General features: G+C 63.9%; 10 protein-coding genes and 2 riboswitches. Of the genes, 2 read left to right on the forward strand and 8 right to left on the reverse strand.

Annotated elements, in window-relative coordinates; genetic code table 11:
- Positions 1-27 precede the first annotated feature (27 nt).
- Positions 28-516: a hypothetical protein gene (locus ASF04_RS24550; protein WP_056147692.1), complete on the forward strand. Its 489-nt coding sequence runs from the start codon at positions 28-30 to the stop codon at positions 514-516.
- Positions 517-526: 10 nt separating this feature from the next.
- Here the strand turns inward: ASF04_RS24550 and ASF04_RS24555 are convergent, their stop codons facing one another.
- Together ASF04_RS24555 and ASF04_RS24560 are read right to left on the reverse strand one after the other, a co-directional pair.
- Entirely contained in the window at positions 527-1564 is a 1038-nt protein-coding gene (locus tag ASF04_RS24555; protein ID WP_056147694.1) for a DUF4034 domain-containing protein, read from the reverse strand.
- Positions 1561-2703 (reverse strand): hypothetical protein, encoded by a 1143-nt coding sequence (locus ASF04_RS24560; protein ID WP_156368760.1) that lies wholly within the window; start codon positions 2701-2703, stop codon positions 1561-1563. Before ASF04_RS24560 ends, ASF04_RS24555 begins: the two co-directional genes overlap by 4 nt.
- 211 nt (positions 2704-2914) lie before the next feature.
- Here ASF04_RS24560 and ASF04_RS24565 point away from each other — a divergent pair, with 211 nt between their 5' ends.
- Positions 2915-5770 carry a pitrilysin family protein gene (locus tag ASF04_RS24565; protein ID WP_056147700.1) on the forward strand — a complete coding sequence of 952 codons (2856 nt, stop codon included), beginning with the start codon at positions 2915-2917 and terminating at the stop codon, positions 5768-5770.
- Here the strand turns inward: ASF04_RS24565 and def are convergent, their stop codons facing one another.
- The 6 genes from def to ASF04_RS24595 all read right to left on the reverse strand — a co-directional run bounded on the left by def (position 5771) and on the right by ASF04_RS24595 (position 14928).
- Positions 5771-6307 (reverse strand): peptide deformylase, encoded by a 537-nt coding sequence (gene def / locus ASF04_RS24570; RefSeq protein WP_056147702.1) that lies wholly within the window; start codon positions 6305-6307, stop codon positions 5771-5773.
- A gap of 10 nt (positions 6308-6317) precedes the next feature.
- Complete coding sequence (ligA, locus tag ASF04_RS24575; protein WP_056147707.1) at positions 6318-8657, reverse strand: NAD-dependent DNA ligase LigA; 2340 nt, start codon at positions 8655-8657, stop codon at positions 6318-6320.
- Between the two features lie 14 nt (positions 8658-8671).
- Entirely contained in the window at positions 8672-9976 is a 1305-nt protein-coding gene (locus ASF04_RS24580; protein ID WP_056147711.1) for a cell division protein ZipA C-terminal FtsZ-binding domain-containing protein, read from the reverse strand.
- The gene (smc, locus tag ASF04_RS24585; protein ID WP_082489002.1) at positions 9973-13500 is read right to left on the reverse strand and encodes a chromosome segregation protein SMC; all 3528 of its coding nucleotides are present in this window, start codon (positions 13498-13500) and stop codon (positions 9973-9975) included. The genes ASF04_RS24580 and smc overlap by 4 nt, the downstream gene beginning before the upstream one ends.
- Positions 13501-13603: 103 nt before the next feature.
- On the reverse strand, positions 13604-14236 hold the full coding sequence (locus tag ASF04_RS24590) for a phosphatase PAP2 family protein (RefSeq protein WP_056147715.1): 633 nt from the start codon (positions 14234-14236) through the stop codon (positions 13604-13606).
- 122 nt (positions 14237-14358) lie between these two features.
- The gene (locus ASF04_RS24595) at positions 14359-14928 is read right to left on the reverse strand and encodes an ATP-dependent Clp protease proteolytic subunit (protein ID WP_056147718.1); all 570 of its coding nucleotides are present in this window, start codon (positions 14926-14928) and stop codon (positions 14359-14361) included.
- 156 nt (positions 14929-15084) lie between these two features.
- A riboswitch (glycine riboswitch) is annotated at positions 15085-15171 on the forward strand.
- A 19-nt stretch (positions 15172-15190) separates the two neighbouring features.
- Positions 15191-15288: riboswitch (glycine riboswitch) on the forward strand.
- The last annotated feature ends 61 nt before the right edge of the window (positions 15289-15349 follow it).

Raw genomic sequence — 15349 nt, forward strand, 5'->3', positions numbered from 1 at the left:
CAGTGCAATCCGCCCACACAAGGACACATGAAGATTCCCTCGTTGATCAACCTGGCAACCGCCCTGGCCATCGCCACGGCCAGCGGGTCAGTTGCCGCCTCTTGTAATGTCCGGCCAGGTCTTGCATCGGACACTCCGCAAACGATCGTTGGACTGGCAGTGCACCACAGCAGTGATGTGTTCACCGGCCAGGTCACCGCAATCGAATACATTCCAGCCCAGGACCAGCAAGTCAAGGGCCGAAAGATGCAGGTAGTGAAGCTGGCAACCGGCACGTGGTGGAAAGGCACGCCAAGCGAGCAGATTACTCTGCACACCAATATACCCAGGGATGCCGACGGCACCGACTATATCGTCTCGACCGAGTACCAGTACGAAGTGGGACAGAGTTACCTGATTTACGCGACCAGCGCCGGCGGCCACCTGTACGCCGGCGGCTGTACCCGAACGAAGAAGCTCGCTGCGGCAACCGGCGATATCGCCGAGCTTGATGCGATGAAGGCCCAGGCCAACTAGCCCGGGACGCTCAGGTCTGCTGCACCCACTTGGTACAGGTCTCGAAGGCGCGTTGCGGATTCACACCCCAGGAGCCCGGGATGAAGCCGGTGCCGATTTCGCCCAGCAGGCGCTGCAAGGTCGGCCTGTCCTTGGCAATGCAGGCCACGTAGGCATAGTTGTTGCGCCGGGCGGCGCCGTCCGGGTAGCGTGCCAGCATGTCCTCGTAGCCCTGTTTCATCTTGTCCCAATCCGCGTAGCTCAACTCGAACAACGCCGCGCCGAACTGGTTGTCCATGGCGTCCGCATACAGGCGCGCATACATGCCGGTGCCGAATTTGGCGCTGGTGGCGGCGGCCACCTTGCGGATGTAGGTATCGAGCACCTTCGGGTTGCCGCCCCACTTGGGCGCCAGCCCGAGAGCGACCATGAAGTACAACTGGATATCGTCGGGATTGCGCGCGATGCCCGCCTCCGCGATCGCCTCCATTCGGGCCTGGTCCCACGACAGGCCGCGGCCGATCTCGAGCAGCACCAGGTGGCCGGAACTGTCGGTCGATACCAGATCCATGTGCTGCTTGACGTAGGCAAACGCCTGCTCCACGTAGCGGTGGTAATAGGCCCAGGCTTCGGGCGGCACGTCCTTGGCATAGCTGGTGCCACGATAGGACTGGGCGTGCGCCAGCAGCGACCGCGCATGCAGGATGTGGGCATAGGCCGATTGCGGATTGTCGCGGGCCCACTGCAAGGTCAGCGCATCGAGTTCGCTCAGGTAAGCTTCGCTGTTCTTGACCACGTAGGAGAACACGCTGGCGGTCCCGGTGCGGAAATAATCGAGCCGGTTGCGGGCATTGGTCTCCAGCGGACCCGGTTGCCGATAGGTCGCGTTCATTTTGTCGAGCGCAGCAAAGTCGCCGGTCCAGAAGGCTTCCGTGGCTGCCTGCTGGACCGCAGACACTGCCGGCTTGTCGTTGGCGGCGCCGGCGTGCCCGGCCCAGACCACCGCGATAGCCAGGACCAGTGCGCGCACCAGGCCCGCACGGGGTTGCATGTTCGATGTAATGCTCATTGACTTGCCTCCCCGGCAGCCTTGGCAGGCGTGCCCTCTGGTTCGTATGTTTTGCCCCATACCAGCTTGATCTCCGGCGGCAGCGGAACCCCGGTTACCGCGCCCATCGCCGGATTGAGGCCGCCCTTGAGCGTCCCCTTGTCGAAAGTATCTTCGAAAGCAATCGGACGCATGCCGCGGATACCGGGCACGGTAATCTTGCGGGCCGAGACGGTGGCGCGCACCGGTTTGCCGCTGGCGTCGAATGTGCGGCGCACCTTGGTCACTCCGCTGACGCCATACCGGCTGGCCAGCCCGGGAAAGGCCGGCCTGCCGTCGGCCCGCTCTTCGGGCGCCTCGCCGGCCGGCGGGTCGAACGCCCTGCCGAAACGGACCGTGGCGGTGACCAGGGTGCCGTAGCGGAACGCGTTGAGGACCGTCGCCGGCGCCACGCCTTGCGCCAGGCTTTCCACCAGCCACCAGCGCTGCGCATGGCAGTTGACCTCCGGCGGCAGGTCGTCGTAAGGGCGGCCTTCCGACAACAGCAGCCAGGCCAGCACCGGCGGCAATGGTGTCAACGGCCGCTTGCCGTCGGGAATACGCGCCACGGCATCGACAATCTGCTGCCGCGCTGGCGTTTCCGGCCACGGCAACGGTTCGGCATGCGGCTTGCCCCAGCGCTCCAGCAGGCGGGCTTCGGCTTCCAGCGCGGCTGCACGCTGCGCTGGCGGCATGGCTTGGATGCGCGCGATCCGGCGGGCAAAGTCGGCCGTGCGCGGCAACTCGCCGATCTTGCACGCCGCAGGGGAAGTCTTGATCAGCTCGATCGTGGCGCGCTCGTAGGCCGCGTCGCCCGGTTCGATATGCCAGTACGCCAGTTCGTTGAGCACCCGTGCCGCCACGGCGGTGTAAGCCAGCCGCGCCTTTTGACTGGTAGTATCGTTGAGGGCGAGTTTTTCTTCCAGCAGCCAGCCTGGCAGCTGGTTCTCGATACGTTTTACCTGGTCTGCACCGATTTTTTCGGCAACGGCGCGCAGTTCGGGATCGAGCTGCTGTACCTTGGGCACGGTAAAAGCACGCACCACTTCCTTTTTAAGACTGGCCAGCATTTCGGCCTGTTGCGGATATTCCTGCCCCTCCGCCGTAGTGGCCCATGCCATGACCGCCACCTGCAGCAATACGATTCCGATTCGTTTCGATTCAGCCTCTCTTTTATCTCACTTGCCCATACGCAATCCACCAGCCTGATTAAGCATGATCGATAGCAAATAGTCAATGCCAATGATCGCTCACGGGGTTGAGCACGAGCTTATTGCCGAAAAGATATTTCTCGCTTACAGTCTGGTATAGAAATCAATCACAGGAATTCGCATGACCAAACAATTGCGCTTGTACGCCCTGCTTGCCGGCCTGCTGCTGGCCATCTCGGCGGTGGCCGCCCCGGTCCTTACCGACCGCCTGCCGCTCGACCCCAACGTCAAGATCGGCAAACTCGACAACGGTCTCACCTACTACATCCAGAAGAACGCCAAGCCGGCCCAGCGCGTGGAATTGCGGCTGGTGGTCAATGCCGGTTCGGTACAGGAGGATGACGATCAGCGCGGCATGGCCCACCTGCTCGAGCACATGGCCTTCAACGGCAGCACGCATTTCAAGAAGCACGAACTGATCGCCTACCTGCGCTCGATCGGCGTGCGCTTCGGGCCCGACCTGAATGCCTCCACCGGCTTCGACATGACCATGTACATGTTGCCGATTCCGACCGATAAGCCGGAAAATCTCGAGCAAGGCATGACGGTGCTGGAAGACTGGGCCCACGGCCTTACGCTGACCGACAAGGATATCGACGACGAGCGCCAGATCGTGCTCGAAGAAAAGCGCCTGCGCAGCGGCTATGCGCGGCGCAGTCTGGCCGCCATCCTGCCCAAGCTGGCCAACGGCTCGCGCTACCAGGACCGGCTGCCGATCGGCACCGAGGACTCGATCCTGCACGCCAAGGCCGATGCCGTGCGCCGCTTCTATGCCGACTGGTACCGTCCCGACCTGATGGCCGTGATCATGGTCGGCGATATCGACCCGGTCGAGGCTGAAAACATGGTCAAGCGCCATTTCAGCGGCCTCAAAATGCCGGCCAAGCCGCGCCCGCATATCGTTTACCAGCTGCCGCCGCTCGGTGCGCCCGACGCGCTGGCCTTCCTCGACCAGGAAGCGCCCGCCAATAACGTGCAGCTGGTCTATTCCACCTTCGGGCACCAGCCGGGGCAGACCGTCGGCGACCTGCGCGACGCGCTGGTGCGACGCATGTTCAGCCAGTTGATGGCGATGCGCCTGGGACGCCTGACGCAAATTGCCGAGCCGCCGTTCGTTGCCGGCACCGCCGGCGAGAGCCCGATTCCGTTCGGCCTGCACCAGTACAGTTTTTCGGCCAGCGCCACCGTGGGCAAGGCCGGCGTGAATGCCGCCATCGACACGCTGGTGCAGGAAAATGCGCGCGCACGACAGTTTGGCTTTTCAGCGTACGATCTCGACGTGGCCAAGCGCAATTTGCTGGGCAGCTACGACTTTGCCGTGAAGTCGCGCGCCACGCGCGACTCGGCCGCCATCCCGGGCGAATTCATTCGCCACTTCCGCACCGGCGGCGCGATGCCGGGCGTGGACGTCGAAGCCGGGTATGCCCGCGAACTGGTGCCCACCATAACGCTCGAAGAAATCAACGCCTACGCCAGGACCATCATCCCGGCCACGGCGCCCAAGCTGGTGCTGTACACGGCGCACACCAACAGCGTTGCCGCCGGCCAGGCTGCGCCTACCGGCGCCGACCTGCTGGCGCGCGTTGATACGGCCAGCAAGCTGCCAGTCGCCAAGCTCGAGGAAAAGGCGCTGCCGGCCAACCTGATGAGCTACAAGCCCGATCCGGGCAGCATCACCGCCCAGGTCGAAGACAAGGTCACGGGCGTGACCACGCTGACACTGTCGAATGGCGTGAAGGTGATGCTCAAGCCGACCGACTTCAGCAAGGACATGGTGCAGATGCTGGCGGTGCGCCCCGGCGGCCGCTACGCGTACAGCGATGCGGAAAAGAGCGCCGTGCGCTTTGCCAGCGACGTGCAGAAAGCGATGGGCGTGGGCTCGTACAGCCCGTCCGACCTGCAGCGCGTGCTGGCCGGCAAAGGCCTTGCCTATAACGCCGCGCTGGGGCCGTATAACGATACGTTGAGCGGCAACAGCCGCAGCGGCGACCTCGAAGCCGTGCTGCAAATGAATTACCTGACCATCACCAACCCGCGCCGCGACGAGAACCTGTTCCGCTCGTTCGTCACGCGCGGCGCCGAAGCCGTGCGCAACCGCTCTGCCGCGCCGGAAGCGCGCTTTGCCGAAGCGCGTACCCGCACCGTGTATGGCGACCATCCGCTGCTCGAACTGCCGCCCAAGCCCGAAGACTTCGAGAAGATCAACCTCGACCGCAGCCAGAACCTGCTGCGCGCGCGCCTGTCCAGCGCCCGTGGCATGACCTTCATCTTTGTCGGCGATTTCGAGGTCGAAGCGATCAAGCCGCTGCTGGCCACCTACGTGGCAACGCTGCCGGTCGGCGACGTGTCGCTCGCATACAAGGACCCGGGCATTCGCCAGGTGCCGGGCGTGGTGCGGCGCGAAGTGAAGGCCGGTCTCGAACAGAAGAGCACCGTGATCGTCGATTTCGGCGGCGACATGACCTATTCCTACCCCGACTCCTGGTCGCTGGGCATGCTGAACGAAGTGCTGAACCTGCGCATCACCGACGAGCTGCGCGAACAGCAAAAACTGATCTACTCGGGCGGCTCCAGCGTCAGGTACGAAAAGATCCCGAGCGGCCGTTATGGCGCCACCATCGTGTTGCCGACCACGCCGGACAAGGTGGCCAAGGTGGAAGCCGCGTTATGGGGCGAAATTGAAAAACTGCAGACCGACGGTCCGCAGGCGGACGACCTGAACAAGGTCAAGCAGGCCAGGCTGCAGACCTATCGCCGGGCGCTGCGTGAAAACAGCTACTGGATGAACTACCTGCGCCTCAATGTCCTCGAAGGCCTCGATCCGCACGAAATCCTCAACATCGACCAGCGCATCAACGGCGTCACCGCCGACGACGTCAAGGCAGCGGCGCGGCGCTACCTCGACCGCAAGAATCACGTGGAGATGGTGTTGCTGCCGGAGGATGGGGCGGTGGCAGCGGTGGGCAAGCCCGACTGATCAGTCGTCATCGTTGGGGTCGAGGTCCGGGAACATCACCGAGGTGAAGCCGAACTTGGTGAAGTCCCTGATCCGCGCCGGGTACAGGATGCCCAGCAAATGATCGACCTCGTGCTGCACCACGCGCGCGTGAAAGCCGTCCACCTCGCGCCGGATCGGCTGCCGGTGCTGGTCCACGCCTTCGTAGCGCAGGCGCGTGTAGCGTGGCACGCTGCCGCGCAGACCCGGTACCGACAGGCAGCCTTCGAAGCCCTCTTCCATCTCGTCCGACAGGGGCGTGAGCACGGGATTGATCAATACCGTTTCCGGCACCTGCGGCGCGTCCGGGTAGCGCAGATTTTCCTTGAAGCCGAAGATCACCAGTTGCAGGTTGACGCCGATCTGCGGCGCGGCCAGGCCGGCGCCGTTGGCATCGGCCATGGTGTCGAACATGTCGGCGATCAGCTGGCGCATGGCCGGCGTGTCGAACTCGGTGACCGGTTCAGCCACGCGCAGCAGGCGCGGGTCGCCCATCTTCAAAATTTCACGTACCGCCATCACGTCTCCCTTATTTTGCCGCCAGCAGCGCCAGCAGGCCTGCTTCGTCGAGGATGGTCACTTCCAGTTCCTGGGCCTTGGCCAGCTTGCTGCCGGCATCCGCACCGGCCACCAGGTAGTGGGTTTTTTTGGAGACCGAACCGGAGACCTTGCCGCCTTCGGCTTCGATCAGCTCTGCCGCCTGGTCGCGGCCCATGGTGGGCAAGGTGCCGGTCAGCACGAACGTCTTGCCGGTCAGGTGCCCTTCGCTGGCCACCGTGGCAGGCAGCTGCGCCAGCAGATCTTCGCGCAACGCCGCCAGCGCTTTGACCTGCTGGCGGTTGGCGGCTACGTCCATCCAGGCTTGGAGCGCGTCCGATACCGTGGCCGGCAGGCCGAACACGTTGTAGATGGTGAGATGCGCCAGCACGTCGAGCGAGACTTCCTGTTCGACCAGCTGCTTGCTGCGCGGTTCCGTCAATTTCGGAATCGCCAGCGCGGCCATCAGCTTGACCGGATCGAGTTTTTCGCGCAGCTTGGCGCTCGGGGCGTGTTCGCCTTTCGGCGTGACGCCTGCCTTCAGCAAGGCGTCGATCGCTTCCTGGTTCTTCGGTTCGGCAAAGAACTCGGCGATCGAGATGGCGACAATGCCGCCGATGTCGGGCAGCACGCGCAGCAGCGCGGTCGGCACCCGGCGCACCAGGTCGAAGCGGCCGAGCCACTCGGCCAGCGTCTTGGCGGTCGATTCGCCCACGTGGCGAATGCCGAGCGCGAACAGCAGTCTTTCCAGCGGCGGGTTCTTGCTTGCTTCGATGGCTTCCAGCAGGTTTTCCGCCCACTTGGTGGCGACCTTGCCGTTGGCGACGGTCTCCGGGGTGGTGCCGTCGCGCTCATCGGCCAGCCGCTTCATTTCCAGCAGGTCGTCGAGCGTGAGCGCGTACAGGTCGGCCACGCGTTTGACCTTGCCGTGTTCGACCAGGTTGTCGATGTAGCGGTCGCCCAGGCCTTCGATGTCCATCATGCGGCGGCCGGCAAAGTGGCGGATCGCTTCCTTGCGCTGGGCCGCGCACGTGAGACCGCCGGAGCAGCGGGCAATCGCCTCGCCCTCTTCGCGCACCACGTGCGAGCCGCAGACCGGGCAGGTTTTCGGCAGCACGTACATCGGCGGCTCCGGCTGCGGTCGGCGCTCCAGCACCACCGACAGCACCTCCGGTATCACGTCGCCGGCGCGGCGCACGATCACGGTGTCGCCCACGCGCACGTCCTTGCGGCGCACTTCGTCCTCGTTGTGCAGCGTGGCGTTGGTGACATTCACGCCACCGACGAACACGGACGCCAGCCGCGCCACCGGCGTGATGGCGCCGGTGCGGCCCACCTGCACTTCGATGGCCTGCACCGTGGTCAGCGCTTCCTCGGCCGGGAATTTATGGGCCAGCGCAAAGCGCGGCGCGCGCGAAACGAAACCGAGCGTGCGCTGGTCTTCCAGCCGGTTGGCCTTGTACACCACGCCGTCGATCTCGTATGGCATGGTCGGACGGGCGGCGCCGATGGTCTTGTAGTATTCCATCAGGCCGTCGTAGCCGCGCACAACGGCCGCCTCTTTTGCCACCGGCAGGCCCATGGCCTGGTACCACTCGAGCAGCGCGCTGTGCGAGGCCGGCATGTCGGCGCCTTCGAGCAGGCCGATGCCGTAGGCGAAGAAGCGCAGCTTGCGCTGGCGCGTGATGCGCGAATCGAGCTGGCGCAGGCTGCCGGCGGCCGCGTTGCGCGGGTTGACGAATTCCTTCTGGCCCGCTTCGCGCTGGCGCGCGTTCAATGCCGCGAAATCGCCCTTGAACATCAGCACTTCGCCGCGCACGTCCAGCACCGCAGGCGGGTTGTCGGTATCCAGGCGCAGCGGGATCACGCTGATGGTGCGGATGTTGGCGGTGACGTCTTCACCGGTGTAGCCATCGCCGCGCGTGGCCGCCTGCTCCAGCAGGCCGTTTACGTAGCGCAGGTTGATGGCCAGGCCGTCGTATTTGACCTCGGCCGCATATTCGACGGCAGCCGACGTATCGAGGCCGTCGCGCACGCGGCGGTCGAAGTTCTCGATATCCTCGTCGGTAAAGCCGTTGTTCAGTGACAGCATCGGCACCGAGTGCGTCACCTGGTCGAACTGCGGCAGCGGCGCGGCGCCAACGCGCCGGGTGGGCGAATCGGGTTGCACCAGTTCCGGGTGATCGGTTTCGAGCTGCTGGAGCTCGAGGAACAGCTTGTCGTACTCCGCGTCCGGGATGGTCGGCGCGTCCTGCACGTGGTAGGCGTGCAGGTGGCGGTTCAGTTCCGCGCTCAGCGTTGCGATGCGGGCTTGGTAATCTACTTCAGTCATTGCAGGTACTCGGTTCAGCTAAACAGGCGCATGGCGCGGGTGGAACCGGCCGGAATGTCGGCGTCGTTCATTTCGGTATAGAAGTCCTGCACCTGCTTGGCGATTTCGGCCAGGGCGGCGTCGGACAGCGGCTGGTTGTAGTCGTCCACGATGGTCGCATCGAGGCGGCCCATCAGCGACTTGGCGCAGGCGATCATGGCCCCGAAGCCGTCACGCGCAGGCGCCACGCATGGCACGTCGAGCAGCAGGGTCAGGCGCGACGTGGTTTCCTCGGCCAGCGTGACATTGGTGGACAGCGAGAACAGGAAGCCGCCGTCGCCGTCGGGCATCACGTAGCGGCCGTCCGGGCGCAAATCGAAGCCCTGCTTCTCCAGCGCGCCGATCAGGGTGGAAATCGCCCAAGGTGCGCCATTGCTTTGCAGGTTCACGCCCAGCTGGGCATCATGGCTGGCGACAAAACGGTGCAGGTTGCGCGCTTCGGCCATCACTTCGATCATGTCCGGCACTTCCGGCTCGGCGCCGATTTCGTCGGACATGGCGCGCAGGCGCGTGACCAGTTCCGAGTATTCGAGTTCGTTGAGCGCGGTGCTGCGGCTGGCCAGCTGGATGCCGCCTTGCAGCCTGGTGTACACGCCGCCGTAAGCGATCGGTTCCCAGTCGCCGGAGACAGCCAGGCCGATATAGTGCAGCGGCTTGTTGCCGACCATGCGCAGCGTTTGCAGTACCGGCAGCAGCTTGTCGCCGCGCAGCGGGGTTTCCAGCGCCAGCGGCAGCAGGCAGTCGATCAACGGATCAACCAGCGCGGTGGCCTGCTCGGCGGCAGCCGCCGCTGCGGCGTTGGCGCGGGCGGCCAGTTCGTCCACGTCCGGCTCCGGCGCGCCGGGCGCCACCGGGTCGGTGGTGAATTCGGGGATCGGTGGCAGTGCCGGACTGACCGGGCTCAACACGGCGCCCAGCGCTGCGGCGGACGCCGTGGCTTCGGCGCCGGCCACGCCGGGCGCTGCGAGCGGATCGACGACCGGTTCGTCGAGCGAGAAGCTCGGTTCCTGGCGCACGGCGGGGCCGGCAACCGGGCTGCTGGCGGCGCGCACGATGGCCGGCGTGGGAGGTGCGGCCGGTACCGGGTTCTGGGCGTAGGACGGCGCGGCCGCAGCGTCGGGCGCATTGGGATGCCCCTGCATCAGCACGTCGTCGTGGTCGGTGCCGAACGCGCGTTCCACGCTTTTCTTGGCCTTGTATTCCTGGATCTTGTTATAGGTGAAGACGCCGGCGACGAACACGCCCGCGAGCCCGATCAAACTCAGTTGGAGATCTGTCATGCTGCTTGTACCTCAGTTGCAAAGTTGGCGGCGGACTGCATGTCCACCGCCACGATGCGCGACACGCCCTGCTCCTGCATCGTCACACCGATTAGTTGATTGGCCATCTCCATCGCAATCTTGTTGTGCGAGATGAAGAGGAATTGGGTATGTTCAGACATGCGCTTGACCATGCGGCAGAAGCGCTCGGTATTGGCGTCGTCCAGCGGCGCATCCACCTCGTCGAGCAGGCAGAATGGCGCGGGATTCAAGCGGAACATGGAGAACACCAGCGCGGTTGCCGTCAGCGCTTTTTCACCACCGGACAGCAGGTGGATGGTGGCGTTCTTTTTGCCCGGCGGCTGCGCCATGACCTGCACGCCGGAGTCGAGAATCTCGTCGCCGGTCATGATCAGTTTGGCCTGGCCGCCGCCGAACAGGATGGGGAACAACTCGGAAAAATGCCCGTTCACGCGGTCGAACGTGTCTTGCAGCAGGTCGCGGGTTTCCTTGTCGATGCGGGTAATCGCGTCTTCCAGCGTGGCGATCGCTTCCATCAGATCGGCATTTTGCGCATCAAGAAAATTCTTGCGCTCCGACGCCGTGGCCAGCTCGTCGAGCGCGGCCAGGTTCACCGCACCGAGCAGAGCAATGGCATTGGTCAGGCGCGTGACTTCGCCCTGCAGGTACGACGCCTTCATCTCGGGATGGAGTTTTTCGGCCAGCGCCGCTTCATCCGCCTGCGCCTCGGCCAGCTGGGCGGCGAACTGCTCCTGGTTCAGGCGCGCGGCCTGCTCCTTCAGTTGCAGCTCGGTGATCTTGTCGCGCTGCGGTTGCAGTGCGCGCTCGGTGGACATGCGCCCTTCTTCGAACGCGCGCATCTGCTGCGCCACCTGGTCGAGTTCATGGCGCGCGTCGGACAGCGCTTTTTCCTGGTCGGTGCGGCGATCGAGCAAGTCCTGCAAGCCGTCGTTGGCAGCGCCGGAATCGAGGCTGGCCAGCTCCATGTGGCCGGCCTCCATGCTGTCGGTCACCTGCACCACCTGGGCGCTGGCGGTGGCGATCGCGCGGCGCAGTTCCTCGATCTTGTTGCGATGGGTTTTCTCGGCAAACACGATTTCCTGGGCCGCACGTTCGAGGTCGCGGGCGGCGTCGCGGGCATCGGCCAGGCGCTGCTCCTGTTCCAGGAACACGGTCTGGCCGTCTTCGTGCTCGCCTTGCAGGTTGCCCAGCTCCATGTCGAGCTGCTCGAATTTTTCTTCCGATTCGAGCTTGATCTGGGTTTGCTCTTCTTCCTGCGCCACGATCTCGGCCAGGTCGGCGGCAATTTGCGTGCTGCGCTGGTTGAAACGCGCTTCGATCTCGGACAGTTTGACGATGTCGATTTGCAGCTTGTGCACCGACTGCTGTAAGCTTTGCAGCTTGATGCGGGCGTCGCCCAGTGCGCGCGTGTGGCCGTTCAGCGCCGCTTCGGCGCGCACGGCGCGGGCACGCGCTTCGTCGGCCAGCAGTTGCTGGGCGCGCAGCTGGCGCGTGAGGTTTTCGATGTCCTGCTGGCGGCCCAGCATGCCGTCCTGTTCGGAATCGGCCGCGTAAAACCGCACGCTGGCCGCATTGATCACGTGGCCCTGCGGCGTGACGAAACTGCCGCCGGCCGGCAGGCGCGCGCGCTCGGCAAACGCGGTGGCCGCGTCCTGCGCCTGGTACACCTGGTGCAGCCAGTCTTGCAGCAGGCCGCGCAGGCCGGGGTCATTGAGTTTCAGCAGGTTGATGAACGGCGCCAGGCCCGACGTATCGACAGGCGCCGGCGGCGCGCTGCTCGACGGCGCATACAGGGCCAGCTTGGCCGGCGGAGCATCGGCAAAAAACGCCTTGGCCCAGTCGATATTGGACAGTTGCAGCGCCGACGTGCGCTCACGCAGCACGGCTTCGAGCGCAGTTTCCCAGCCAGCTTCGATATGCAGCTTTTGCCACAGGCGCGGCAAGGTGTCGAGTTCGTGCTTTTGCAGCCACGGCGTGACTTTGCCTTCGGTTTGCACGCGTTCCTGCATTTGCCGCAGCGCGTTCAGGCGCGCTTCTAGCTGGGCGTTGGCGGCGGTCTCGGCGTTCACCTGCTGCTGGGCGTCGCGGCGCTCCTGCTCCAGCGCCGGCTGCTGCGCGGTCAGTTCTTCGAGCAATCCGGTCTGTTCTTCGAGCTGATACTGCTGCTCTTCCTGCTGCTCGCGCAGGTTGGCCAAATGCGCGCTGTCGGGCAGACTGAGGCCGTGCTTTTCCTGTTGCAGGCGCTCGCGCCGCACGGCCAGGCTGTTCAGAATATTGCTGGCGTTGCGCTGGTGCGCCGATTCCAGTTCCAGTTGCTGCTGCGCCTGCATGATGCGGGCGCGCGACTCGGTGCTTTTCTCTTGCGCGGCGCGCCAGGCTTGTTCGAGCAGCGGCAGCGATTCGGCCTTCTGCTCGGCGCGCATCTGCGCCTCTTCCACTTTTGCGCCCAGTTCTTCGAGCGTGAATTCCGCTTCCTCGATCTGACCGCCGTAGTCAAGCGCTTGCTGCTGCCACTGGTCGCGCTGGGCGGTGAGCGTGGCCAGTTGCGATTGCAGGCGACTGCGCGATTCGATCACGAACTTGATCTGCGCCTCCAAACTGCCGATTTCGGCATTAGTCTGGTACAGCGCACCCTGCGCCGTGTGCAGTCGGTCGCCGGCGGCAAAGTGCGACTGGCGCAGGTGTTCCAGCGACAGCTCGACGTTGCGCAGCTTGGCGGTTTGTTCTTCGAGGTCGTTCTGAGCCTGCTCCATCTCGCGGAACACGCGTTTTTGCTCGTTTTCTGCCTCGACCTTGCGCAGCAGCCAGAGCAGCTTCTGCTTCTCTTCCTGGTCCGCCTGCAACTGGTGGAAACGGGTAGCGACGGCGGCCTGGCCTTCGAGCTTTTCGAGATTGCTGTTCAATTCGCGCAGGATGTCTTCGACGCGCAGCAGGTTTTCGCGGGTGTCGTGCAGGCGGTTTTCGGTTTCGCGGCGGCGTTCCTTGTACTTCGAGACGCCGGCCGCCTCTTCCAGGAACACCCGCAGTTCTTCCGGGCGCGACTCGATAATGCGGCTGATCATGCCCTGGCCGATGATGGCATAGGCGCGCGGGCCGAGGCCGGTGCCGAGAAAAATATCCTGTATATCGCGCCGGCGCACCGGCTGGCCGTTGATGTAATAGGTGGAGGTGCCGTCGCGCGTGAGGGTGCGCTTGACGGCGATCTCGGCATATTGGCCCCACTGCCCTGCCGCCTTGCCGTCGGCATTGTCGAACACCAGTTCCACCGACGAGCGGCCGGCCGGCTTGCGGTGGGTGGAGCCGTTGAAAATCACGTCCTGCATCGACTCGCCGCGCAGCTCGGACGCTTTCGATTCGCCGAGCACCCAGCGCACGGCGTCGATGATGTTGGACTTGCCGCAGCCGTTGGGCCCCACCACGCCAACCAGTTGCCCCGGCACCTGGAAATTGGTGGGATCAACGAATGACTTAAATCCCGACAATTTGATGGAAGAGAGACGCACGTTGGTTTAACTGGGAGAGGCTGTAAAGGTTCGCAATAATACCATTTAGCTTATCTGCCAAGGCCAAAAACCATGTCCGCAAGTGTGCGGCAGCGGTAGCGGCTTAATGCGCGACGTTGGAATTATTGTGGCGCCACATATCGCGGGTATACGGATGATCGCGGCCCGAGAGTTTCAAAGCCACCTGGGTAATCCAGTCTTCGGCCGGAATCGGCTCCACGTTGGGCGCCACCAGCACGATCGGCAGGCACAGCACGGCCAGCATGCGGCTCAGCGCCCAGCGGTGTTCGCGGCTGGCAAAGTAGATAAAGCCACCTGCCACCACCAGGCCGAGTATGGCGCCGGTCACGACTTCGGACACCGAGTGGGCCAGCGTGGGCACGCGCGAGATGGAAATCAGCACAGCGAGAATGACGCCCACGGCAGCGCCGATGTAACGGGCATATGGGCCACTGGAGCGCAGGACCAGGTAGCCGGCCACCGGGTACACGGCCGCCGCGCGCATGGCGTGGCCGCTGAAACCGGCGAACTCGACGGACTCGACACCGAGTCCCCATCCCATGAACATCATCTTGGTGATAACCACCAGCGCCATGCCAATGCCGAACAGCATGGCCCAGGCCAGCGTCAGGCGCCATTGCTTGCCGGCGATCAGGTAAATGGCGATGGCGGCGCCGATGGGGCCGGTAACGGCCAGGCTGCCGATCATGCTCAGGAGGTGCCAGAAATACATCATCCGTAAAGCCTTTCATTTATTGCATTGCACCATACTATTTAAACACAGCAGCGGCATTGTAGCGAATTAATGCCGTGCGGGAATTTTTTGGTGCAGTGCAGGGATGATGCTTGGCGGGCTGTTCAGATATTGGTGACGCGCTGGCCGCGCGGGGGGATGAAGTCCTTGACGTCGTTGATCATGCCGACATCGCGCGCGTCGGAAGCGGTCAGGTGCAGGTCGGAGTAAGCATGGGTGCGCCAGTGTTCTTCGGACAGCTGCACGTGTTCGCGCAGAATTTGCTCGGTGCGGGCGTCGTCGGCCTGCAAGCCTTCGACGATGATGCGCAGCGCGTCCGGGCGGGCGCCGTGCGGCGCGCTGGCGTGCGACTTGTGCACCATGAAGCGCGAGGTATCGCTGGCGTAGCGCTCTTCCCCGGCCAGGAACAGGATCACCGCGATCGACGCGACGGCGCCGGCGTTGTAGGTGATGATCTTGACCGGCAGCTTGCTCAGGTAGTTGTACAGGCAAATACCGTCGCTGACATAGCCGCCATTGGACTGGATCAGGATGTGGGCAGTCGTGATGCGGTCTTCGGTCATGTCGGCAACCGCGTCGAACACGCGGCGCACCATGTCGCTGTTGACATCGCCAGACAGCGTGAACCACGCCTGGCCGGCGTAATCATCAATAGGTTGTGGGTCTTGGCTCATGGCTGGGCTCTCAAAATTGTGTAATTTATTCTAGCAAAAAGTTGTCTTTTGAGCTTTTTGCTTGCACGCCATTCGTGCGGTGGTCGGCAAGCTCGTCTGTACGCTGGTTCACTGCCCCTCAAGATTGACTTATGTGCCCTTCTGACTTATATTCCCGAGTCTTGATCGGGAGAGGGCAAACCAGCGTTGCCGCCGAAGGGGCACTACCCAAAAACTCTCAGGCAAAAGGACCGGTCAAGGGGCGTCGCATGGCCACATGCGCGGCTCAAACTCTGGAGAGCGATTGCCACAGCAATCCACCGAAGGGGCGCACGGGGTTACTCCCGTTATCTCTCAGGTACCAAGGACAGAGGGGTCTGCAACATTGCGGAATGGCTTGGCATTTAGCCCGGTCGCTCCTTGTATGCTCTGTTAACCCTCC

The organism is Duganella sp. Leaf61 (assembly GCF_001421905.1).
GTDB lineage: Bacteria > Pseudomonadota > Gammaproteobacteria > Burkholderiales > Burkholderiaceae_D > Rugamonas > Rugamonas zoogloeoides.